The 22,002-nt window shown below is 64.9% G+C and carries 25 protein-coding genes; 14 read left to right on the top strand and 11 right to left on the bottom strand.

The genetic code is table 11. From position 1 onward, the window contains the following. Positions 1-127 precede the first annotated feature (127 nt). The gene (hisB, locus tag MU558_RS06655) at positions 128-715 is read left to right on the top strand and encodes an imidazoleglycerol-phosphate dehydratase HisB (protein WP_246973160.1); all 588 of its coding nucleotides are present in this window, start codon (positions 128-130) and stop codon (positions 713-715) included. On the opposite strand, the gene MU558_RS06650 is transcribed toward hisB, so the two are convergent. After that, positions 712-1,422 (bottom strand): hypothetical protein, encoded by a 711-nt coding sequence (locus MU558_RS06650; protein ID WP_246973155.1) that lies wholly within the window; start codon positions 1,420-1,422, stop codon positions 712-714. The genes hisB and MU558_RS06650 overlap by 4 nt on opposite strands. A gap of 100 nt (positions 1,423-1,522) precedes the next feature. Between MU558_RS06650 and trpY the strand changes: the two genes are divergently transcribed. Further along, a complete protein-coding gene (trpY, locus tag MU558_RS06645; RefSeq protein WP_246973152.1) occupies positions 1,523-2,026 on the top strand; it encodes a TrpY family transcription regulator in 504 nt (167 codons plus the stop codon). A gap of 85 nt (positions 2,027-2,111) precedes the next feature. Here the strand turns inward: trpY and MU558_RS06640 are convergent, their stop codons facing one another. Continuing rightward, entirely contained in the window at positions 2,112-2,843 is a 732-nt protein-coding gene (locus MU558_RS06640; RefSeq protein ID WP_246973149.1) for a GNAT family N-acetyltransferase, read from the bottom strand. A 176-nt stretch (positions 2,844-3,019) separates the two neighbouring features. On the opposite strand from MU558_RS06640, the gene MU558_RS06635 reads away from it, so the two are divergent. After that, a complete protein-coding gene (locus tag MU558_RS06635) occupies positions 3,020-3,628 on the top strand; it encodes an IMPACT family protein (RefSeq protein ID WP_246973147.1) in 609 nt (202 codons plus the stop codon). Positions 3,629-3,714: 86 nt separating this feature from the next. On the opposite strand, the gene MU558_RS06630 is transcribed toward MU558_RS06635, so the two are convergent. The 3 genes from MU558_RS06630 to MU558_RS06620 are packed head-to-tail and all read right to left on the bottom strand — an operon-like array spanning position 3,715 to position 7,981. Next, the gene (locus MU558_RS06630; RefSeq protein ID WP_246973145.1) at positions 3,715-6,423 is read right to left on the bottom strand and encodes a TRAP transporter permease; all 2,709 of its coding nucleotides are present in this window, start codon (positions 6,421-6,423) and stop codon (positions 3,715-3,717) included. A gap of 15 nt (positions 6,424-6,438) precedes the next feature. Next, entirely contained in the window at positions 6,439-6,978 is a 540-nt protein-coding gene (locus MU558_RS06625; protein WP_246973143.1) for a DUF1850 domain-containing protein, read from the bottom strand. 28 nt (positions 6,979-7,006) lie between these two features. Next, the gene (locus tag MU558_RS06620) at positions 7,007-7,981 is read right to left on the bottom strand and encodes a TAXI family TRAP transporter solute-binding subunit (RefSeq protein ID WP_246973141.1); all 975 of its coding nucleotides are present in this window, start codon (positions 7,979-7,981) and stop codon (positions 7,007-7,009) included. A 155-nt stretch (positions 7,982-8,136) separates the two neighbouring features. Here MU558_RS06620 and MU558_RS06615 point away from each other — a divergent pair, with 155 nt between their 5' ends. After that, complete coding sequence (locus MU558_RS06615) at positions 8,137-10,179, top strand: S9 family peptidase (protein ID WP_246973139.1); 2,043 nt, start codon at positions 8,137-8,139, stop codon at positions 10,177-10,179. Positions 10,180-10,338: 159 nt separating this feature from the next. On the opposite strand, the gene upp is transcribed toward MU558_RS06615, so the two are convergent. Next, positions 10,339-11,016, bottom strand: a complete 678-nt coding sequence (upp, locus tag MU558_RS06610) for a uracil phosphoribosyltransferase (protein WP_246973136.1) — start codon at positions 11,014-11,016, stop codon at positions 10,339-10,341. A 59-nt stretch (positions 11,017-11,075) separates the two neighbouring features. Here upp and MU558_RS06605 point away from each other — a divergent pair, with 59 nt between their 5' ends. Further along, positions 11,076-11,486: an SRPBCC family protein gene (locus MU558_RS06605; protein ID WP_246973134.1), complete on the top strand. Its 411-nt coding sequence runs from the start codon at positions 11,076-11,078 to the stop codon at positions 11,484-11,486. Positions 11,487-11,759: 273 nt separating this feature from the next. After that, positions 11,760-11,972: a hypothetical protein gene (locus MU558_RS06600; protein ID WP_246973132.1), complete on the top strand. Its 213-nt coding sequence runs from the start codon at positions 11,760-11,762 to the stop codon at positions 11,970-11,972. Between the two features lie 25 nt (positions 11,973-11,997). Here MU558_RS06600 and MU558_RS06595 read toward each other — a convergent pair whose 3' ends face one another. Beyond that, positions 11,998-12,195 (bottom strand): DUF8107 family protein, encoded by a 198-nt coding sequence (locus MU558_RS06595; protein WP_246973129.1) that lies wholly within the window; start codon positions 12,193-12,195, stop codon positions 11,998-12,000. A gap of 146 nt (positions 12,196-12,341) precedes the next feature. Here MU558_RS06595 and MU558_RS06590 point away from each other — a divergent pair, with 146 nt between their 5' ends. Then, positions 12,342-12,671 carry a hypothetical protein gene (locus MU558_RS06590; protein WP_246973127.1) on the top strand — a complete coding sequence of 110 codons (330 nt, stop codon included), beginning with the start codon at positions 12,342-12,344 and terminating at the stop codon, positions 12,669-12,671. Positions 12,672-12,836: 165 nt separating this feature from the next. Here MU558_RS06590 and MU558_RS06585 read toward each other — a convergent pair whose 3' ends face one another. Together MU558_RS06585 and MU558_RS06580 are read right to left on the bottom strand one after the other, a co-directional pair. After that, positions 12,837-13,115 (bottom strand): hypothetical protein, encoded by a 279-nt coding sequence (locus MU558_RS06585; RefSeq protein ID WP_246973125.1) that lies wholly within the window; start codon positions 13,113-13,115, stop codon positions 12,837-12,839. A 335-nt stretch (positions 13,116-13,450) separates the two neighbouring features. Further along, the gene (locus MU558_RS06580) at positions 13,451-14,668 is read right to left on the bottom strand and encodes a CobW family GTP-binding protein (protein WP_246973123.1); all 1,218 of its coding nucleotides are present in this window, start codon (positions 14,666-14,668) and stop codon (positions 13,451-13,453) included. Between the two features lie 115 nt (positions 14,669-14,783). Between MU558_RS06580 and MU558_RS06575 the strand changes: the two genes are divergently transcribed. The 3 genes from MU558_RS06575 to MU558_RS06565 all read left to right on the top strand — a co-directional run bounded on the left by MU558_RS06575 (position 14,784) and on the right by MU558_RS06565 (position 18,091). Next, on the top strand, positions 14,784-15,080 hold the full coding sequence (locus MU558_RS06575) for a DUF7990 family protein (RefSeq protein WP_246973121.1): 297 nt from the start codon (positions 14,784-14,786) through the stop codon (positions 15,078-15,080). Then, positions 15,080-16,063: an ArsA family ATPase gene (locus MU558_RS06570; RefSeq protein ID WP_246973120.1), complete on the top strand. Its 984-nt coding sequence runs from the start codon at positions 15,080-15,082 to the stop codon at positions 16,061-16,063. Before MU558_RS06575 ends, MU558_RS06570 begins: the two co-directional genes overlap by 1 nt. Before the next feature lie 156 nt (positions 16,064-16,219). Further along, entirely contained in the window at positions 16,220-18,091 is a 1,872-nt protein-coding gene (locus MU558_RS06565; RefSeq protein WP_246973117.1) for a carbon starvation CstA family protein, read from the top strand. Between the two features lie 5 nt (positions 18,092-18,096). On the opposite strand, the gene MU558_RS06560 is transcribed toward MU558_RS06565, so the two are convergent. Next, complete coding sequence (locus MU558_RS06560; protein WP_246973114.1) at positions 18,097-18,714, bottom strand: DUF8052 family protein; 618 nt, start codon at positions 18,712-18,714, stop codon at positions 18,097-18,099. Beyond that, positions 18,711-18,833, bottom strand: coding sequence for a hypothetical protein (locus MU558_RS23140; RefSeq protein WP_265781575.1), 123 nt, complete (start codon positions 18,831-18,833; stop codon positions 18,711-18,713). Before MU558_RS23140 ends, MU558_RS06560 begins: the two co-directional genes overlap by 4 nt. Before the next feature lie 80 nt (positions 18,834-18,913). Here MU558_RS23140 and MU558_RS06555 point away from each other — a divergent pair, with 80 nt between their 5' ends. From MU558_RS06555 to MU558_RS06540, 4 genes are all read left to right on the top strand, one after another. Next, positions 18,914-19,132, top strand: a complete 219-nt coding sequence (locus tag MU558_RS06555; RefSeq protein ID WP_246973112.1) for a DUF8007 family protein — start codon at positions 18,914-18,916, stop codon at positions 19,130-19,132. A 259-nt stretch (positions 19,133-19,391) separates the two neighbouring features. After that, on the top strand, positions 19,392-19,922 hold the full coding sequence (locus MU558_RS06550; RefSeq protein ID WP_322987038.1) for a four-helix bundle copper-binding protein: 531 nt from the start codon (positions 19,392-19,394) through the stop codon (positions 19,920-19,922). A 71-nt stretch (positions 19,923-19,993) separates the two neighbouring features. Then, positions 19,994-20,713 carry a DUF5828 family protein gene (locus tag MU558_RS06545; RefSeq protein WP_246973110.1) on the top strand — a complete coding sequence of 240 codons (720 nt, stop codon included), beginning with the start codon at positions 19,994-19,996 and terminating at the stop codon, positions 20,711-20,713. 63 nt (positions 20,714-20,776) lie between these two features. Then, entirely contained in the window at positions 20,777-21,967 is a 1,191-nt protein-coding gene (locus MU558_RS06540) for an inorganic phosphate transporter (protein ID WP_246973100.1), read from the top strand. Positions 21,968-22,002: the final 35 nt, after the last annotated feature.

The following is a 22,002-nucleotide window of genomic DNA, read 5'->3' as shown; positions in this document are numbered from 1 at the left end:
GCTTCAGAACCGTCTAGATATTTTATAACCGCCTTTCAATCCGTTTCGATAGAATCGTCCAGTCGTCGAGTTTCGGGCTTCCACGCGAACGGAATCGCCTTGTACCGTCGCTGACCTCGTGTTAGCCATGAGCGAGCGAACCGCGACCGTCTCGCGGGAGACCGCCGAGACGACCATCGACCTCACCCTCGACGTCGACGGGACCGGCGAGACAGACGTCGAGACCGGCATCGGCTTCTTCGATCACATGCTGACGTCGTTCGCCAAACACGGTCTGTTCGACCTCACGGTCGAGTGTGACGGCGACCTCGAAATCGACGACCACCACACGATCGAGGACGTGGCGATCGTCCTCGGGACGGCGTTCGACGAGGCGCTGGGCGATCGATCGGGGATCGTCCGCTTTGCCGACCGCCGGGTGCCACTCGACGAGGCAGTCGCCAGCGTCGTCGTCGACGTCAGCGGACGTCCCGTCTTCCGATTCGACGGTGACTTCTCCCAGGAACGGGTCGGTGGGATGACCAGCCACATGGCGAAACACTTCCTGCGATCGCTGGCGACAAACGCCGGGCTGACGCTGCACGCCGACGTGGTCGGCGAGAACGCCCACCACGAGATCGAGGCGCTGTTCAAGGCCACCGCACGGACCCTCGACGACGCGACGCGGATCGACGACCGCCGCGAGGGGACGCCCAGTACGAAAGGGAAACTCTAGGGCCGCTCGAGTACGCCTCGCTCTTCGACGAGTTCGCCGTCGTCGATCGCGTGGTCGACGATCGCCTCGGCCTCGTGGCTCTCGAGGTCGTACGCGCCGGCGGCGAGTTCCTCGACGGCCGTCCGCTCCATCGGGAACTCGCGGTTGCGAAGCAGGCGCACGACCTTGCTGTAGGCGCGTGGCGGTCGCGCGGACTCCGTGGCGTCGGTTCCAGTTTCACGTCGACCGGCGGCCGCTCGAGTCGTCGTCTGCTCGTCGGTTGCGTCGTCGCTTCGTCCGTCGTCTCCCGTCTCGTCGCCCGACGACGGCGCGGTCGGTTCGCTCGAGTCGACGCTCTCGAGGCTCGTTTCGTCCGCATCGGTGTCCGTCGTCTGCGTGATCTCTCGAGTCGTGATCGTGACGCCGGTATCGGATTCGTCTTCGGAACCGCCTGTGGCTGGACGCTGCTGACGCTCGTGACCGCGCGTCCGTCCGTCGGTCGTCGCGGCGACCGTCTCGTTCGCGTCGCCGCCGGCGTTCGCCACGTCCACGCTTCCGTCGACACGGGCGAGCAGCGGCTCGAGAAGCGTCTCGAGTCGGTCCCGACAGTCTGGACAGAGGACGACGCGACGCTGTTCGTCTTCGCTCGGCTCGAGTTCGGCGGGGACGACCTCGAAGGTGCCGACTGCCTCGGATCCACAGAAGTCGCAGCTCTGGAGTGCGCGCATGCCGGATCGATCTCGTTTGGGAGTAAAAAAACGTCCGTCAGACGCCGTCGATCGTCGAACACCGACCATTATACGCTAGCGTGCGTAGTGGCTCCAACGGATGTTCGACGAGATCATGGAGAAGTTCGAGGGGTCGCCGAGTCAGCAGGCCGTCATTCGGTTGCTACTCGAGCGGGGCTTTTCGGTCAACGACGAGGGCAGAGTCGTCTCCGGCGGTATCGAAATTCCAAACACCGGCATCGCCCGGGAGATCGACGTCGACCGACGCGTGGTCGACTCGACGACGGACGTCATCCTCGAGGATCCCGAACTCAGGCGCATCTTCCAGAACATCTCGCAGGTGCCGAGTCTGATGGACCTCGCGCCGGTGCTCGACCTGACGGTGCTCACGATCGCGGTCGAGGATCCGGACCAGAAGGGGATCGTCGCTTCCGTCACCGGCTTGCTCGCCGAACACGACGTCTCGATTCGCCAGACGATCAGCGAAGATCCCGAGTTCACCGACGACCCGCGGCTGTATCTCGTCACGGACCAGGACCTGCCGGGCGAACTCATCACCGAACTCCGGGATCTCGAGTTCGTCCGCAAGATCGAGTTGCAGTGACCGCGCGCACGTAGCGTGGGCGGTTCGTGGCTCGACGAGCGTTTCGATGCCCTTACTCTCCTCGTCTGTACTCTCCTCGGCTCGTTCAGACGGCCGACTCGCGAGCGTCGGTCGGCCGGAACATGTGGTAGACGCAGCTGCCGTCGACGCGTTTCGTCGCCACCGTTTCGTAGCCGAACTGGCGGTAGACGTCCCGGTTCAGGTCGTCCGTCGTCGCGAGGTACACCCCCGACGTACCGGGATCGCGGTCGACGAGGTTCTGGACGGCCTCGAGCAACGACCGGCCGATCCCCCTGCCACGCCAGTCGGGGTCGATTCCGATCGCCTCGAGCGTGTAGGTGGCCGTCGGTAACACCTCTGGCGGCGTCGCCGTCCGGTAGACGCGGTACCAGCCCGGCCAGTCGGCCCGTCCGAGCAGTCTGAGCGTCGACGGCAACCGGGCGACGAGCGACCGTACGAGTCGCAACCGAGAGGGGCGAAATCCCGGCCGATCGACGATCGCCACGCCGACGACCCGGTCGTCGACGGTCGCGACGAAGACGGGCTGGCCGACCTCGAGGTACGTTCGCAGGCGGAGTTCGACGATCCGACGCAGGGCACGATCGAACCGCCCGTCGCGGTCGTGAAACGTCGTCTCCGTGAACGTCTCGGTGGCGAGTGCGGCCGAGAGGACGGCTGCCGCCTCGAGCAGGTTCTCCTCGCGAAGTGCGGTGATCGTGACGTCGGTCGACCCCGTGTCCGGGCCGACCGTGATCGACGACACCCGACGGAGACGATCGAGGACGGGCGTGAGCGGGAACAGTGCGTCGAGGCTCATCGAAGTCGCTGTCTCTCCGCGCCGAGAGAGTATAACGGTAGTGTCGCCCCGGATCGTCGGTGGTGGCTTCGACCTCGCGTGCGACGGTATCGGCGGGCGTCGGACCGACGTACTCTTTTCGCCGGCGAGAGTACCGCCGCCATGGAGTACACGCGGTGCAGACGTGGTGAACGGCCGTGAACCGAACGTACCACACCGTCGCCGAGCCGGCCACCGCGAGCTTCGTCGTGCAGGGCTCGGAGTTCATCGGCCACGTGCGGCCCGTCGAGTCGGTCGAGGCGGCAGAGACGTTCGTCGACGCCGTAAACGCGGAGTACGACGACGCGACCCACAACGTTCCCGCCTACCGGGTGCGGGCCGACGCCGACGGCGACCTCCTGCGGGAGTACTCGAGCGACGAGGGCGAGCCCTCCGGCTCCGCCGGCAAACCCGCGCTGAACGTCCTCCAGGGGCGTGACCTCGAGAACGTGGCCGTCGTCGTCACCCGCTACTACGGCGGGACGAACCTCGGCGTGGGCGGACTCGTCCGGGCGTACTCCCGCGCGGTCAAGGAGGCCGTCGACGAGGCCGGCGTCGTCGAGGAACGCCCCCACGAGCGCGTCTCGATCACCGTCGCGTACGACGACTCCGGCACCGTCCGGGGGATCCTCGAGAGCGAGGGCTACGAGTTCGACGCAGCGTACGAGGAGGCGGTGTCGTTCGACGTGCGCGTTCCCACGGCGGAGGCGGAGACGTTTCGCGACCGCATCAGGAGTGCGACGAGCGGCCGGGCCGACCTCGAGTGATCGTCGTCCGGACCGCTGTACGTCCGTCCGGCAGCGACCGCGTCTCCTCGGGCGGTCGCTGCGGAAGACAGGGACAACAGCCCGTATCAGGCGTCGCCTGGCGCAACCGTCGTCGCTTCTTCCGTCTCGGCTTTTGGCGACTGGCGGCGGTTGCGACTGGTCAGTCCGGCGAGCAGCGCGAGGCCGACGGCGCGAAGCGAGACGGTGAAGACGAACGCGGTCAGCCCAAGTTCGGCTCCGGCGAGGCCGAGCGCCCCCTCGAGGATCCGCAGCGGGATGTCCGGCACCATGAGGAAGATCGACGACAGCGAGAACAGCACTCGCTCGAGGCCGTCGACGGTCGCGTACTGGTAGCCGATGATCGCGATGCCGAGCGTGTAGATGCCGAGGAACATCCCGACGATCGGGATGAGGACCTCGGGGACGGCGTAGCCGAGGTCGGTGAGTTCCGCCAGACCGACCATGTCGAACCCGTTTTCGGTCGGCTGGATCAACAGGATGCCCGGCGAGAAGACGAACGCGAACGGGACGAGGATCTTGTTCAGCGAGAGCAGGAAGGCGATCGCCGCCGTGCCGAACTCGTCGGCTTTGGCGACGCCGGCGGCGGCGAACGCCGCGACCGCGACCGGGGGCGTGACGTCGGCCATCAGCCCGAAGTAGAGGATGTACAGGTGTGCGGCCAGCACCACGACGCCCAGGCTCTCGAGGGCGGGGCCGAGCATCGCGACCAGGATGATGTACATGACGGTCGTCGGCATCCCCATCCCGAAGATGATCGCGGCGACCCCTGCCATGACCATCAACAGGAGCATCGAATCGCCGCTGACCGTCGTGATGAGTTGCGTGAGGTTCGGTCCGAGTCCGGAGACGCTGATGACGCCGGGGATGATGCCCGCCGCGGCGACGGCGATGACGACCGTCGTCGCCGTCCGCGCGCCGGAGGCCATCGACTTCAGGATAAAACTCCCGAACTGGAACGCCGTGTTGTCGGCCAGATCCGGCCGTCCGAGCGCAGCAGCGCCGTTCGCCGCGCTCTCGTCGACCGCGTCGTCGAGCTCGAGCAGCGGCGCATCGCGGTTCGGCCGGGCGAGCATGAACGCGACGCTCACGAGAATCGCGATAGTCCCGAGGTCGGAGACGGCGGCAGTCGCGGCGGCATCGAGCGAGAGCGGATCACCACCGGCGTCGATCCCGGCCAGCACGCCGAGTGCGTCGACGAGGCCGACGCCGTAGGTCGCGTAAGCACCCAGCTGTGCGAGCGCGAGAACGCCGATCGTGCCGAGCAACGGTACGCGGTTTCGTTCGTCGTACGCCGCGATGACGGCGATGAGCGCAACGATCGTGACGATCGTGTACCAGCCGGCGCGGTTGATCGAGAGGCGAAGACCGATCAGGAAGTACAGCAGGAGCACGAGCGGCAGTAGGTAGAACCAGCCCTGCAGGAAGTGCGAGCGGACGTCCGGCAGTTCGCTTCGCGAGAGCCCACCGATGCCGCCGCGGGCGGCCTCGAAGTGGACCATGACCCACATCCCGAAGAAGAACGCGATCGCCGGGAGCGCGGCCGCGGTGATCACGTCGGGGTAGGGCGTCCCGGTCAGTTCGACGATCAGGAACGCCGCCGCGCCCATCACGGGCGGCAGGATCTGCCCACCCGAGGAGGCAGACGCCTCGACTGCACCCGAGAACTCCCGCGAGTACCCCGAGCGTTTCATCAGCGGGATCGTGAACGCCCCCGTCGTCACCGTGTTGGCGATCGACGAACCCGACAGCATCCCCATGAAGCCACTCGAGACGACGCTGGCTTTCGCGGGGCCGCCCTTGCGGGTCCCCGTCAGCGAGTACGCGAGGTCGATGAACCACTTGCCGGCCCCGCTCATCTCGAGGAACGCGCCAAAGAGGATGAAGATGTAGATGAACCGAACGCTGACGTCGACCGGCGTCCCGAAGACGCCGGTTTCGGTCGTGTACCACATGTTCCGGACGATGCTGTCCCACCCGGACGGCGGGATCGCAAGCGCGCCGATGGGCGAGTCGGCGGGGATGACGTACCCCCAGCGGGCGTAGGCGAGAAACGCCGCGATCAGCGACGTGAGCAGCAGTCCGAGCGCCCGACGGGTCGCCTCGAGGACGACCAGAACGCCGACGATGCCGAGCAGGAAGGCGTAGGAAATCTCGTCGAGTGGCACGCCGACGGCGGCGACGACCGACACGATCGGCTCGAGTACCGGGTAGACCTCCTGGATCGGCCGTACGCTAGCGAGTCCGAAGACGGCCGTCTCTCGGACCTCGTCGAACTCGGTCACGATGTAGGTGGTCGGAACGACCGAGAGCACGATCAACACGAGGTCGAAGGGCGTCACCCGCTCCATCTCTCGATCCACGGCGAACCAGCGGACGCCGTCGCCGAGCCGTTCGACGACGCGCGTCAGGACGTGATCGGTACCGAACCGATCGCGAGCGACGGGCTCGAGTCGGCCGAGCCGGCGGGCGACGGGGCCGTCGCCGCGGGTCGGCGGAAAGAGGAGGAACGCGATCACGAGCGCGAACGAGACGTGGATCGCGTTGAGCTGGAGCTTCTGGAGCTGGCCGAGCCGGTAGGGCTCCCCGAACGGGATCGGTATCTCGAAGGTGAACCCGCGGGCGGCGAGCCACATCTGGAACGCCGAGAAGGCGAGCCCGACGAGCGCGACTGCGATTGCCGCGGGTCCGCGAAGCGATCGTTGTCGCTCGACCTCCTGCAGGATCTCTTCTCGTTCTTCGTCGGAGATTGCGTCCGTGTCGGTCTCTACACTCATATTAGATGTCGGATATCATTGGTTCGTCTCGTCTCCACCCACCGCAGTACGTACCTCGGTAACGATTCCGTCGAAGAGTCCGCCGTCGACGAAGATGGCGACGCTGTCGACGTCGTCGCCAAGTGCGACCAGATCGTACCGGTCGTCGCCGACGACGAGTTCGTGGCCCGGAACGGGTCTCGGGGCGACGTAGAGCCGTTCGGTCGGTTTGTCGACCCTGGTTACGAGCCCGTCGCCGGTCTGTTCGACGTCCGCCCTCGCAGGGAGTCCCGCGCCGTAGGAGTTGAACTCCATTCTGACCATTCGGAGTCGATCTCCATCGACGACGTAGACGTCTTTGACGGGCGTTTTCTCCACGCTGTGGGTGTACGAAAGCGTCACCTCCGTCCCGTTCTCGACGGGCACCTCGAGCAACCGTTCGCCGGAGTCGGCGTCGGCGACGACGACCGTTCGGTCGGTCGACTCGGTCGCATACGCCGTCGTACCGACGACACTGCCCGCTACGAGCACGACGAGGAGTACAACAGCCAGCCGTTGCCGCGATAGTCGAAACACGATCGATGCTGTCGGGAGCTGACGTCGGTTAGTTGAAGTAGGCGTCAGCGCCAGCGTGCAGCTCGATCGACATACCTTCCTGTGCGGAGTCGACGCTGATGAAGTCGGCCTTGGTCGACAGCTCGTCGACGTTGTCGAAGATCGCCGCCGTAACCTCCTCGACGACGGTCTCGTCGACGCCGGTGTGCGTGGCGATCATCGCCTGCACGGAGACGGTCTCGACGTCCTCGTCGATGCCGCCGTACTGGCCGCCGGGGATGGTGTCGTCGGCGAACCACTCCGCGTCCGATTTGATGTCTTCGCGGACGTCTTCCGGAACTTCGACCAGCGAGATGTCCGACGTCGTCGCGAGGTCCTCGATCGCGCCGACGGGCCAGCCGCCGACGACGAACGCCGCGTCGATGTCGCCGTCTTTGATCTGGTCGGACGCCGAGGAGAACCCGGAGTTCTGTTCTTCGAAATCGTCGGTCGTGATTCCGACCGACTCGAGAATCTGCAGGGCGTTGACCTGCGTCCCGCTACCCAGGTCGCCGGTGTTGATCGTCGTCCCCTCGAGGTCCTGAATGGAGGAGATTCCCGAGTCGGCCTGCGTGACGATGTGGATCGTCTCGGGGTACAGCGTCGCGACCCCGCGGAGGTTCTCGACCGGTTCTCCTTCGAACTCCTCGAGGCCGGTCCCGTTGGCCGCGAAGTAGCCGACGTCGTTCTGGATCAGCGCGAAGTCGGCCTCCTCGCGACCGAGGCTGCCGACGTTGGCGACACTCGCGCCGGTCGACTGGACCTGCAGCGAGTAATCGGTGTTTTCGTCGACGATGCTCTTGAACTCGTTCGAGAGCGGGTAGTACGTCCCGCTTTGCCCGCCCGCGTGCCAGGAGAGTTGCGAACTGTCGCCGCCGTCGCCGTCGCCGCCGTCGCCGTCGCCGCCGAGACAGCCGGCGATCGCGGTAATACCTGCGACACCCGCCGCTTTGAGCAGTTTGCGTCTGTTGACGGAAGATACCATGTGGTTGAATCTGTACCGACTGCGTATATACTTTTAAAATTCGTATTACTATTCGGCATCGGTTGACAATTCATCACTGTTGGCCGTTATACATTGAAATAAATAACCGTTTTCGGATCGAAACATATACTCCCCTATGAACGATGATACTGGTCATGAACCGCATCGAAGCTCGCGATCATCGCGACCTCGTTCAGGTCGAGGATCCCCAGGTCGCACCCGACGGCGAACGCGTCGCGTTCGTCCGCAAGACTCCCGACGACGACGAGTCCTACGAGGCGACGGTGTACGTCGTCCCCGTCGGCGGCGGCCAGCCACGGCAGTTCACCGTCGCCGAGGGCGTCGACGGCGAACCGCGCTGGAGTCCCTCGGGCGACCGACTCGCGTTTGTCAGCACGCGTGGCGACGACGACGATCGGCCACAGCTGTGGCTCCTCTCTACCGACGGCGGCGAAGCCCGGCAGCTGACGACCGTGGTCGGCGGCGTCGCCGACCTCGAGTGGAGCCCCGACGGCTCCCGGCTCTGTTTCACCCAGCGAGTCAGCGCCGACGACCGCGAGCAAGAGCGCGACCTCGCCGTCGACCCGGAGTACGAACCCGACGAGCCCGATCCCCGCGTGATCGACCGGATGATCTACCGCGCCCACCAGGAGTACTTCGACGGGCGGCGAAGCCACGTCTACGTCCTCGACGTCGAGGCCGCACTCGAGGGCGACGACGCCGGGATCGAACGGCTCACCGACGGCGACGCCGACTACGTCGCGCCGACGTGGGGCGACGCCGAGACCGTCTACTACGCGTCGAAAGGCGATCGGCCGGACGACTCGATCACCTTCGACATCTACGCACACGACCTCGAGGGCGACGGCGACGCCGAGATCGTCACCCAGACGACGGGCGGGGTTTCGATGCTCGATGCGACCGCCGACGGCCGCGTGGCCTACCCGTACACGCCCGAGGAGAAGTTCTCGCTCCGCCAGACCGAGATCGCGGTCTACGACCGCGAGCGCGAGGAAGAAGTGATCCCCACCGAGTCGCTTGACAGGACGTTCGGCTACAAGGGCAGCTTCGAGTGGGGGCCGGACGAGGACCTGCTGTACTTCTCGACGCCCGACGAGGGTTCGATCGTCGTCCACTCGGTGCCGGGCGATGCGAGCGACGATCCGCGGACGATCTACGGCGAGGGCGTCACCGTCGAGGGCTTCTCGGTCGGTGAGAACGCAATCGCGTACGTCCAGAGCGAGTGGGACCACCCGGGCGACGTCTTCCTCTCGACGCGCGGCGGCAACGAGGTCACCCGGCTGACCCGCGTCAACGCCGACTACCTGAACGAACGGGCGGTTTCCCAGCCCGAAGAGCTATGGTTCGAAAGCGAGCAGGGGCCAGTCCAGGGGTGGGTGCTGACGCCGCCGGACTTCGACCCCGACGAGACCTACCCGCTGGTCGTCGAGATCCACGGTGGTCCCCACGTCCAGTGGACGACCGCGGGGACGATGTGGCACGAGTTCCAGACGCTCGCCGCCCGCGGTTACGTCGTCTTCTGGTCGAACCCGCGGGGATCGACGGGCTACGGCGAGGAGCACGCGATGGCGATCGAGCGCGACTGGGGAGAGGTCACGCTCACCGACGTGCTGGCCGGCGTCGACGAGGTCTGCGAGCGCGAGTACGTCGACACGGACAACCAGTTCGTCACCGGCGGTAGCTTCGGCGGCTTCATGACCGCCTGGACGGTCGGCCAGACCGATCGCTTCGCCGGCGCAGTCAGCCAGCGCGGCGTCTACGACCTCACCGGCTTCTACGGCTCGACGGACGCGTTCATGCTCGTCGAGGGCGACTTCGATACGCTCCCGTGGGAGGAACCCGACTTCCTCTGGGAGCGGTCGCCCGTGGCCCACGTCCCCGACGTGACGACCCCGACGCTCGTGGTACACTCCGACCGTGACTACCGCACGCCCGCGAACACCGCCGAACTGTTCTACCTCGGACTGAAGAAGTACGACGTCGATACCCGTCTCGTGCGCTACCCACGAGAGGGTCACGAACTCTCCCGTTCGGGCGAACCCGCACACGTCGTCGACCGCATCGAGCGCATCGCTCGCTGGTTCGACGGCTACTCCGACCACCACGACGTCCCACCTGCTCTAGAGCGCGACCCCGACGCCGACCTCTCGGCGGGTGCCGACGAGGACGAAGAGTAATCGCGCGAGTCGATCACAGGCCGGTTTCGACTGGAAAACCTCGGCTAACGACTCGCCGCAGTCTGCCGGTTTCGACGCGAAGTGAGCGGGTTCCGACCTGGAAGATCGACTCGCCGGTTCGACGCGGTGCGGTGACCGCGAGGGCAGCAGACGGCTGCGTCAGGTCGTCCGGAACGCGCGGTCGCCGGCGTCGCCCAGACCCGGGACGATGAAGCCGTCGTCGTCGAGGCGGTCGTCGATCGCGACGGTCAGCAGGTCGACGTCGGGGAACGCCTCGCCGACGCGGAGCAGCCCTTCAGGTGCCGAGACCGCCGAGAGAACGATCAGGTGCTCGGGGTCGGCGGAGTTCTCGATGACGTGATCTAACACCGTACACATCGTGCTCCCGGTCGCGAGCATCGGGTCGGCGACGATCACCGTGTCCTCCTCGGTGATCTCGGGCAGTTTGACGTAGTCGACCGTGATCGGGAACGACCCATCCTCGTCGCGTCCCGCCTCCTCGTTTCTGCTCGCGCTGATGACACCCTGGCGCGCCCGCGGGAACGCCTTGAGCAGCCCCTCGACGAACGGCGTCGCCGCCCGCAACACGTTGATGATGACCACGTTGTCCAGTCCCTTGACGCGCTCGCCCATCGTCTCCTCGAGTGGCGTCTCGATCTCGACGTACTCCGTCTCCATTCGCCCATCGATGATCTCGTAGCCACAGATGCGCCCGAGTTTGACGAGCCCTTTCCGGAAACTGACCTGTTCGGTCTCGACGTCTCGCAACTGCGAGAGAGTGTGTTTGGCCAGCGCGTGCGTGACGAGATGTGCCTCGTCCCGGTCTTCGATCGTCATTTTCGTTCGAACTGGTGGTCTCCGGGGAGTATAAGGTGTCGATACACGAATCGTCATCGGTGCAAACTGTCGAGTCGTCCAGGTTCGTCCGAGCCCCACCAGACGCAGTCGACCGTCATCTCACGCCCGAGACGATCGTCGAGTACGAGGGAAGTTTCACTGTCAGGGACGTTCGAGAGCGCGAGGACGACTGGCTCGTAACCGCCGGGACGGCCACCCTCGAGCTCACGTTCCGATTCGAACGCCTCGACAACGGCTTCTACTACGAACAGGAAGGGGAGGAGGGACCACTCGAGGTCATGGAGACGACGCTCACCTGCGAACCCGAAGACGAGGGTACCCGCGTCACCGTCCAGTCGACGGTACACATGGGACTGTGGCCGGCGGCGCTGACCGATCGGATCGCCGCCTGGAAACGACGAAGCGAACTCGAGCGGGCACTCGAACGGCTCGCGGCCGACCTCGAGTGATACTTACTGCCGGACAAAACGGTTCATACGGATTATTGTCACTGTGTGCCGGTGTACCCGCAGGACGGTCGCGGGTACACCGGTAATGACTGACAGTAAACCGTATCAGACATCGATCGCACTCGAGACGCTGTCGTCAGCGACGACAGCCGTCGAGACGCGATCGAGTATTCACTGACTTTGTCCGGGAGTAACTGTCTCGAGCCCTGCTCTCGTGTGCGCGTCGTGCACGGCCGGGGATACCGTTTTGATCCTGGCGTCCCTCGTTGGAATATGGGAATAGTTAACACTATCCGCGAGGCGTTCGGCGCGATCGAACCGGAGCGTCGCTCGAGCGCCGGCGGCGCGTACTGGTGTGACGACTGTGCGATCCGCCGTCCCGTCGACGAGGCGCCGGCGTCCGACGCGGACCGCCCGTCCTGTCCCGAGTGTGGCGAGTCGATGCGGTTCGAGCGCTCGCCCGACTCGGCCGGCTGTGCGTGCTGACCGCGCCTCGAGTGTCCTTCGACCGCTAGTGAGTCACGACGTAGGTGACGACCATGAGCAGGATCGTCAACACGGCAAACCGGAGCCACGTGAACGAGACGAGGTCGGCGAACTCGAGCAGCGAGAGGACGATACTGGCGAACGCCGCCGAGAGGATGGCGTTCAGTACGAACAGCACGCGCGGATCGCCTTTCGACGAGGAGACCCCCTCGGAGACAGACATTACGTCGACGTTTATGCTCCGTCCGAATAACTGCTTTGCCCGTCGCTGGACCGATCGCGATTCTGGTCTGTCTCGCCGGCCGACGGCTTTCATAGACAGCCTCCGTGGCTATATTGCTCGAGGCCGTCGATACGTGCGAGCCACCCATGCGCTTTCGACTCCGCAACGACGACGGGACGGCCGTCGACCCGGTTCCGTTTCTCGTCGTCTCACTGCTCTCGATCCCGATCCTGATCGGCTGGGGACCGCCCTTTCTCCTCGAGTGGGGCGTCCCCCTCGCCCCGGCCGTCGCCGTGTCGATAACGCTTACCGCCGGCGTCGTCGTCGTCGCCTACTATCGGTACGTCCTGTCTGCCCAGCCCGAACTGCGCGACGAAGTTCCCGTGGCGCTCAGAGTTCGACGGCTGCTGTACGCCATCTTCGTGGGCGTCGTCGCCCTGCTCGGACTCACCGGTGCGCTCGTCCTGGCGACCTGATTCCATCAGGATGACATCCAGGATGTCCTCGATCGCGTCTCGACGGCTGTCGTCGCCGGCGAGAGCGTCTCGAGTGACATCGACGGCTGAACCGTGCTGTCCGGCAGTATTACTTACAGCAGAGCGGTTGTCACAGAAGTGTTCCCATCGTGTTAATATGTAGTTCTAATTTAGCTCGTCGAGAAGTTGGTTCGCACGGATAATGATGTACAGAAAAACAATCCCACTGCCAACTGCGAGGATAAATTGTGCTGCGAGCACGAATACGAGTCTCAATATGGAGAATTCTACGACAAATTCAATTAATTGAAGAGCCAGGATTGGAAGAAAAGCGACTATAACGACGGCCCCGATAAGTTTTGCAAGGGGGAGCGCTTCATCAAGGATCTGAGCCGTATTGAGTTCCTCCGACGGAGACGTAAAGAACGGTTTTGGAGGCGACATATCTCTATAGGTTAATTACCGTCAGCCATGTTTTTTCCGATTCACTCCTGAAGCTATCTTGAGAGACTACCCGCAGAATTTCTTGGGTAAGTGAATGCGAATGCCGAATCAATTGTACATTCAGCAGGATATTCTGGAGAACATTCGATGAAACAAGCGTGTCTCATAATAGTGGCTGTGACTGGTTGCCGACGCAACCGCAAGATAGTTCGCGGTTGCGGCGGGACAGACTCACAGCCATCGTTATCAGTCACTGTAACACCTGTACTGATCGAATCAGGGTGCCTACAGAGTCGGTGTGAGAGACGCTTATGACACCCCTACAGCGGACGGTATCACTCGACGACCAGCGTCTCGCCGTCCCGTTCGGGGAACTCGTTCTCGTAGCTCGACCAGTCGTCGTCCATCTCCGCGTCGGTCAACAGGCAGTCGTCGAGCGCCTCGATCAACCCCGTCTCCGCGACGTCGGTGCCGATGAACACCAGTCTGCTCTCGCGGTCGCCCCACTCGGGGTCCCAGTGGTCCGTCGGCCGGTTGTCACGGTAGAGGTCGCGCTGTGGCTCGGGGAGACTCGCGATCCAGCGCCCGGACACGTCGACGCGGATCGACGGACCGGCGACGTTCAACACGAGCACCGGTTCTTCGCGACCGGCGACCCAGAACCGTCCTTTCGCGCGGACGACGTTCGGCGGCACCGAGGCGAGAAACGACCGGAACCGTTCCGGATGGAACGGGCGCTCGCGCCGGTAGGATACGGAGGTGACGCCGTAGACGTCCTCGGGGTTGCGATGGTCGTGATCGTGGTCGTGCTCGCAGTGCTCGCCGTGATCCTGCTCGTGCTCGAGTGCCTGCTTCCACCCCGCGGCGTCCTGTGCCTGGTTCGGATCGAACCGTCCCGTCTCGAGCAACTCGTCGGGGTCGACCTCGCTGTGGGTCGTCCGAACGATCGACGCAGTCGGCTGGAGCGCGCCGATCAGCGCCTCGACGCGCTCGCACTCGCTTTCGGTGAGCAGGTCGCACTTGTTGAGGACGACGACGTCGCAGAACTCGACCTGCTCGATCAGCAGGTCCGACAGCGGCCGGTCCTCGGCACCCGGCGCGGTCTCGCGCTCGAGCGGTTCCTCGGGATCGACCGTCTCGAGAAAGGCCCGGCCGTCGACGACCGTCACCGTCGTGTCGACCTCGTACAGCGCCGCCGCGCGCGACTCGGTGGTAAACAGCCGGGCGATCGGCGCGGGTTCGCTGATACCCGACGCCTCGACGACGAGGTAGTCGAACTCGCGATCGCTCGCGAGACGCGCGACCTCGGTCTCGAGGTCGTCCTGACGCTCACAGCAGATACAGCCGTTCGAGAGTTCGGCGACGCCGCCGGTGGGATCGAGTTCCGTCCCCGCCTGGAGCAACTCGGCGTCGACGTTGATTTCGCCCATGTCGTTGACGAGCACTGCGATCGAACGCCCCTCGTTGTTCTCGAGTAAGTGATTGAGAAGCGTCGTCTTTCCCGCTCCCAGCGCGCCGCTGACGATGGTGACGGGAACGCGGTCGTCGTGCATATCTCTACCAATCGATCTGTCGTACTTAGTGTCGTCGTCAGCGGAACGCGACGGGTACCGTCCGGCCGATACGTCGCCGACACGCTTTTTCCCGCCCGGTTGCGTAGCAACGTGTATGACGCTGGCAGACAGGATCGCGACGTTTCGCGACGTCGTCGAAGAGTGGCTCCGTGGGCTCTACCACGGGATGATCACGCATCCTGCATACGAGAAAATCGAGAAGGAAGCCGAAGACCTGGAAGACGCGTTCATGCTCGCCTGTTTCCCCGATGCCTTCGGCATTCCCAGCCCCGTCTCGTACTACACGGCGGAACTGCTGCCGTACCTCTCCGAGGAGTTCGAGGCCTGGGAACGCCGGATGTGGGACCGCGACTCGCTCGTCGAACGCAAGGGCCAGCAGTATCACTTCTGATGGCACGATTCGTCTTCTTCGGTGGCAAGGGCGGTGTCGGCAAGACGACCGTCTCGAGCGCGTACGCACTCGAGTGCGTCGACGCCGGTCTCGAGACGCTGCTCGTCTCGACTGACCCCGCCCACAGCACCTCAGACGTGTTCGACCAGCAGTTCGACGACGAACCCCGTCCCGTCGAGGGGTACGACGGCCTCTCGTTGATGGAGATCGACCCGGAACAGGAGGTCCAGGATCACCTGATGGACCTCAAGCGCCAGCTTGGTTCGCAGCTGAGTCCGGCGATGGTCAACGAGGTCGACGTCCAGCTCGAGATGGCCCACCAGACGCCGGGCGCCTACGAGGCTGCGCTGTTCGACCGCTTCGTCGAGGTGATGCGCGACGCCGACCCGTACGACCGGGTCGTCTTCGACACCTCGCCGACGGGGAGTACGCTCCGCCTGCTCTCCCTGCCGGACCTCCTCGAGCGATGGATCGAGCGGCTGATGCACAAACGCGAGCGAAGCATCGACCTCTTCGAGAAGGCCGCGATCGGTGATATGGAACCCCGCCGCATGATGGAGGGCGATCCGATCCTCGCGCGCCTCCAGGAACGCAAGGAACGCTTCGAGTTTGCCGGCGAGGTGCTCCGCGACGACGCCTCGTTTTACCTCGTGTTGAACCCCGACGAACTCTCGATCCGCGAGACCGAGCGATCGGTCGAGACGCTCGCGGAAGCCGACCTCCCCGTCGCGGGACTGGTCGTCAACCGCCTTACGCCCGAACCCGATCCGGACGAGGAGGGCCGTGGCGCACGATTCCTCCGCCAGCGCGTCCAGACCGAACGCGAGCGCCTGGAGCGGATCGACGCCGACTTCGACGTCCCCGTCGTGGCGACGATCGAGACACGCGTCGAGGAGGTTCGCGGAACCATTCTCGACGAGGTCGCCGCCGAACTCGAGGTCGACGTCGCGCCGGCCGACGGCGTCGCCGAGTCGCGATCCTGACCGGCGACTGCGACGGCGAGAATCCAGCGACTGTTATGATTCTCACCACTTCAGGTTGGTAAAAATACGAAAAACTGGTCGAACTCCGCTCGAATCACAACGATTCTTGAATACATTTATAGTGGACCCGCCCCAGAAGTGTGACAGGGTAACACTATGGCAGGAGTAATCTGGATCGTTGCACTGGTACTGGTGACGTTTTCCGTCGCGTACGTCGGGTACGGGCGGTACCTCGCCGAATTCGTCGACCTCGACGACTCGCGTGAGACACCGGCGCACAAGTACCAGGACGGTCAGGAGTACGTTCCGGCGAAAAAGCCGGTTCTACTGGGGCATCACTACTCGAGTATCGCGGGCGGCGCACCCATCGTCGGCCCGATCACGGCCGCGCTCGTCTGGGGCTGGGTGCCGGCCGTGCTGTGGGTCGCGATCGGAAATCCGATCCTCGGCGCGGTCCACGACTTCATCTCGCTGTCGAGCAGCCTTCGTCACGAGGGGAAGTCGATCGGCTACATCATCGGCGAGTACGTGGGTGAGCGCGGCAAGAACATGCTGCTGTGGTTCGCGTTCCTGTTGATCATCCTCGTCGTGGCGGTGTTCGCACTCGTCATCGGCGTCGTGTTCAACGCGTACCCGCAGGCGGCGACCTCGAGTCTCATCTACGTCACGCTCGCGTTCCTGTTCGGGTTCTGGCTGTACCAGCTGAACCTGCCGTTCTCGATCGGGACGGTGATCTTCGTCGCCGGCGTGTTCGCGTCGGTCTGGGTCGGCATCCAGTACCCGCTCGCGATCATGCCGGGCGAGTACCCCGAGGGAACGATCGTCCTGTTGAGCGGCGATCCGGCGTTCGTGCCGGCGCTGCTCGAGAGCACCAATATCGGCGCCTGGGTCGTGACGATCCTCGTCTACGGTGCGCTGGCCAGTATCCTCCCGGTGTGGATGCTGCTCCAGCCGCGTGACTACCTGTCGTCGTTCCTGCTGTATACGGGTGTCGGCGGCGGACTGCTCGCGGTCATCGTCGGCACGTTCTTTACCGGCATGGACGCGACGCACCCGGACACCGGCGCACCGCTCGACTTCGAGATCGCGACCGGCGCCTGGTACGGCTTTTTCGGTCAGGGTGGCCCGGTCGCCGAGTCGCTGCCGCTCATGCCGCTTTTCCCACTGCTTTTCGTCACGATCGCCTGCGGGACGATCAGCGGCTTCCACTCGCTGGTCTCGTCGGGGACGACGGCGAAGCAGCTAAACAGGGAGTCCGACGCCAAACTCATCGGGTACGGCGGAATGCTCGGTGAGGGACTGCTCGCGGCGGTCGCACTCTCTACCGTCGTGATCGTCGCGCTGCCGGAGGCGACCGGCGGCATCGGCCTCGCGTTGCCCAACTTCGCGACGGGCGGCGGCGCGATCCTCACCGGACTCGGCGTTCCGATGTCCTACGGCGCGCCGTTTATGGCGCTCGTGCTCGCGAGCTTCCTGCTGACGAGCATGGACACCGCGGTCCGTCTCGGTCGGTACATGATGGAGGAGATCGTCGGCACGCCGGAGACGACCGCCCAGGAGTACGCGGCCAACCGCTACGTCAACACGACCGTCATCGCCGTCGTGGCGTTCTTCCTGCTCGGAAGCGGCCGGTGGGAAGACCTCTGGACGCTGTTCGGCGGTGCGAACCAGCTGCTGGCGTCGCTCGCCCTGCTGACCGGCACCATCTGGATCGCCAACTGGGACGAGTCGAAACAGCTCATGTCCACCGGCGGCCCGATGGCGCTGATGGCGGTCATCACGCTCAGCGGCCTGACGTGGGTCGGCGCCTACCAGGTCATCGGCGGTCGACTCCTCGGCATCACCGCCGAGGCCGAGACGACGCTGCTCGGGCAGGTCTCCGCCGTCGTGCAGGTCGTCATCATCGCGACGCTCATCTTCCTCGCGCTGTCGCTGTTCAAGATCGGCTACGAGAACATCCAGACGGTCCGGGGAACCGGCGACGCGGTCGCCGCCGACGGCGGCGAACCCGGTCCGAACGACGACTAGCGACGCTACCGCTGTAACCGCCGGGCGATCGATCGGAGGACGCCCGGTTTTTCCGATTCTATCGGCTCCCAGAGTCGAAACGCCGCCCCGACGGTCGCTTCCTCGCTCGCGGCGAGTTCTTCGGTCTCGGGTGCGACGACGACGAGGTTGATCTCGTAGTGACCGTGGAAGCCGTACTTCAGCATGCTCCGATCGCGGAACGACTCGACGCGCTCGGCGACCTCGTCGGGAATCGTCGGCGCGATCACGACGAACGTAAAGTCCGTGCTGAAGTGCTCCTCGTCCGGGTCGATCCACTCGTCGGCGAGCTCGTGGCCGAGGTCGACGAGCCGATCGAGCGTCGCGTCGTCGACGCGATCCGTGCGCGTGACGAACAGGTGCTCGTGTGTCTCGTGATGGCCAAAGGACAGCGCCGGATGCAGGACGTGTTTCTGGCTGTGCAGTTCCATCCGTCCGTACATCGTAAATCGCTCCCCCCCGACCTTCCGATCCTTCTCGAGGTCGTAGTTGTGAACGAGGCGGCCACAGACCCGCTCTATGTACTCGTCGTCCCACTCGGGCAGATCGAGCTGTCCGCGTTCGTCGTCCGGGTCGCGGTCGGATGCCGGCGTCGAGTCGCTCATGAGCTGCGGTCGGTCCGTCCCTCGAGTTGCGTCGCTTCCTCGAGCGACGGCGGGCACGTCTGACACTCGTGCTCGTGCGTCGAGTCGACTGTCACCGGATCACTCGTGTCGTCGTTCATGTCCGTACTCAGCGACTGGATCGATTTATATCCACTGTCGAGCCCGAACCTTCTTTCCGATCGAACCCGTAGGAATGATCATGGCGGATAGAACAGAAGCCTGCGGCCGGTGCAGCGTTACGACCGTCGTCGACGCTGTCGACGAAGGCGACGACGAGGGGGGCCGAAACCCCTTCGACGGCGAGCGGATCGAACTTCGCGACGAGACGATGCGCCGGACCGCGTTCGTCGCCGTCTGGCTGGGACGGCTCAAGCGCCGGCTCGACGAGACCGTCTTCTCGCTCGTCTACGGCCGGTAATCGGTCGTTTTCGTCCTCGAGCCCTCGGAGCGACATCGCTTCCGCCTCGGGCAACGGCCGACGGCTGTGGCGACAACGTCGGAATTCGTCGTTCGAAATCGTCGTAACGGTTGTGCCGCTTTATTCGACCGATCACCGTAGCTCCCGTCGCCCCATCCAACGGGCAGTGATCGTAATGAGTCAACAGCACCAGCATCAGCCAACTCAGCAGCAGCCGATGGAGCGTGAATACGGTCAGCAGCCGACGCGGCGCGGGTCGATGGGCCAGTCGACACAGCAATATGGACAGGGCCAGCAGATGGGCGGTCAACAGTTCGGCCAGCGAATGGCCGGTCGACAGCCCACCGCACAGTTCGAAGACCACCTCTCGAACGAACTTCGCATCGCCCTCGAGGACCTGAACCACGTGGCCCACGTCGCCGAGTGGTGTGCAAGAGAGTGCGCCACGGCGGGGCCACAGCTCGCCGATTGCGCCCGGGTCTGTCACGACGTCTCCGAACTGGCCGAGATCAACGAGCGATTTATCGCGCGCGATTCGCCGTTCGGTCCCGAACTCGCGGACCTGTTCGTCCGCACCGCGATCGAGGGCTTGCCCGAACTCGAGCAACACGAGCAACAGCACCCACATATCACCGAGACGATCTCGGCGATCGACCGCGCGATCGACTCCTGCGAGACGGTGTTACAGACCGTCGGGCAGGAGACACAGCCGACTGGCGGGCAGCGTACGCAGGGGATGCAGTCGATGGGCGGCCAGCAGATGCAAGGCTCCGGCCAGCAGTTCTACTGAAACGGTATCCCTCATTTTTGGGTCGTCGGAGAAGTTTATACCGGCCGACCGCATACCACCCGACCAGCCGAATGGAAGAGAGCATCTCGGGATTCAGGGTTCGCGGTGACTGGGGCGACGTCGTCGAGCACGGCGAGCGGATCACGCGCGCGCTTCGAGACAGTGGCGTCGACGACCCAGATGCGGCCTACGACGCCCGGTTTGCCCGTGCGTTCGAGGAGTGGGAGGAGTGGCGTCCCAAGTCCCACGAAACGCTCGATGCCGACGTAAGCGAGAAGACGGCCGAGCAAGCCAGCGTCGAGGAAGGCAAAGGCGAGAAGGCCGGCAAAGATCCGGACGAGGACATCAAGACCGCAGGCGAGAAGCTCTCGGAGTCCTACGAGGCTCTCGAGGAGGACGACGCCGAAGGTGCCGTCGGCAAGTGGTCGGAGTCGATCGACTACGTCGCACGCGCTGCGGACTCGGCCGGTCGCAAGGCGCTGCGGCGCGTCGAGGACACGGTCTACCAGCGCGTGATGACGCAACTGGCACCGTACTACTTCGACAACGACCTCGTCAGCGCCAACATCCAGCAGTCCAGCCGGGGGAACGGCGAGGAGTTCGTCTTCGAGGTAAACGTCAACGACGACGACCTCAAAGACGAGGTCTCGGACACACTCGCCGAGTACGAAGACGAGGTCGACCGCTGGCACATCGAAGTCGAGAAAGACACAGAGGCAGCCGAAGCGATCGAGGGTGCCGAACCTCCGCCAGAAGCCGAGGACAACTCGAAGTCGACGCGGAACGGATGACGGTCGTCGATCGCGACGGTAGGCCGGCACACACTTGTAGGGGCCGCAAGTAGCCACTCGTAGATGGTCGACGTCGCGACGTTTGGAACGTTCGCCGTTGCCGCGGTAGCGAGTCTCTTTATGGCCTGGTCGATCGGGGCCGGCTCGAGCGGATCGACGCCGTTCGCTCCCGCAGTCGGCGCGAACGCGATTTCGGTGATGCGGGCCGGGTTCTTCGTCGGCATCCTCGGCTTTGCGGGCGCGGTCATGCAGGGGGCAAACGTCTCCGAGGCGGTCGGACAGGAACTGATCGGTGGCGTGACGCTGTCGCCTGTCGCCGCCACGCTCGGGCTGACGATCGCCGCGATCCTGGTTGCGACCGGCGTCTTCGCGGGGTATCCGATCGCGACGGCGTTTACCGTCACGGGTGCCGTGATCGGCGTCGGGCTGGCGATGGGTGGCGATCCCGCGTGGGCGAAGTACCAGGAAATCGCCGCCCTCTGGGTGCTGACGCCCTTTGTCGGTGGTGGGATCGCCTATTCGATCGCCCGCCTCCTGCGAATCGAACCCGTCCCGGAACGGTACCTGATTCTCGCATTCGCCGCGATCGTCGGCGTGCTCGTCGCGAACGTCGAGTTCGCCGTGCTCGGTCCCGAGGGAAGTGGTGCGTCGATCGCAGTCGCGGCGAGCGACGCGCTTCCAGGCTCGCGGACGGTCGGCGTGATCGCCGTGACGGCGCTCGTGGCGGCGCTCTGGGCGCTCGTCCTCGCGGTCGACCTCCGGCGGGACGTCGAGGCCGGGGAGCGACACTTCCTGCTCGTCCTCGGGGCGCTGGTCGCTTTCTCGGCCGGCGGGAGTCAGGTCGGCCTGGCGATCGGCCCGCTGATCCCGCTGTCGACCGACCTCGAGTTGCCGCTTTTCGCCCTGCTCGTCGGCGGCGGGTTCGGACTGCTCGCCGGCTCGTGGACCGGCGCACCGCGGATGATCAAGGCGATCGCACAGGACTACTCCTCGCTCGGCCCGCGCCGATCGATCGCCGCGCTCATCCCCTCTTTCGCGATCGCCCAGACCGCCGTCCTCTATGGCATCCCCGTCTCGTTCAACGAGATCATCGTCAGCGCGATCATCGGTAGCGGGTACGCCGCGTCGGATGACGGCGGCGGCGTCAGCGTCCGCAAGATGGGCTACACCGTCCTCGCGTGGGTCCTCTCGCTCGCGATCGCGCTCGGCGTCGGCTACGCGGGCTATACGGTCGTCGACGCTCTGCTGTTCTGACCGTCGGCCGACGAGACCGAACCGACTTTACCCGG

The organism is Natribaculum luteum (assembly GCF_023008545.1).
Classification (GTDB): Archaea; Halobacteriota; Halobacteria; order Halobacteriales; family Natrialbaceae; genus Natribaculum; species Natribaculum luteum.
Note: the sequence above shows the minus strand (reverse complement) of the source record. Positions and strands in the feature narration are given on the sequence as shown.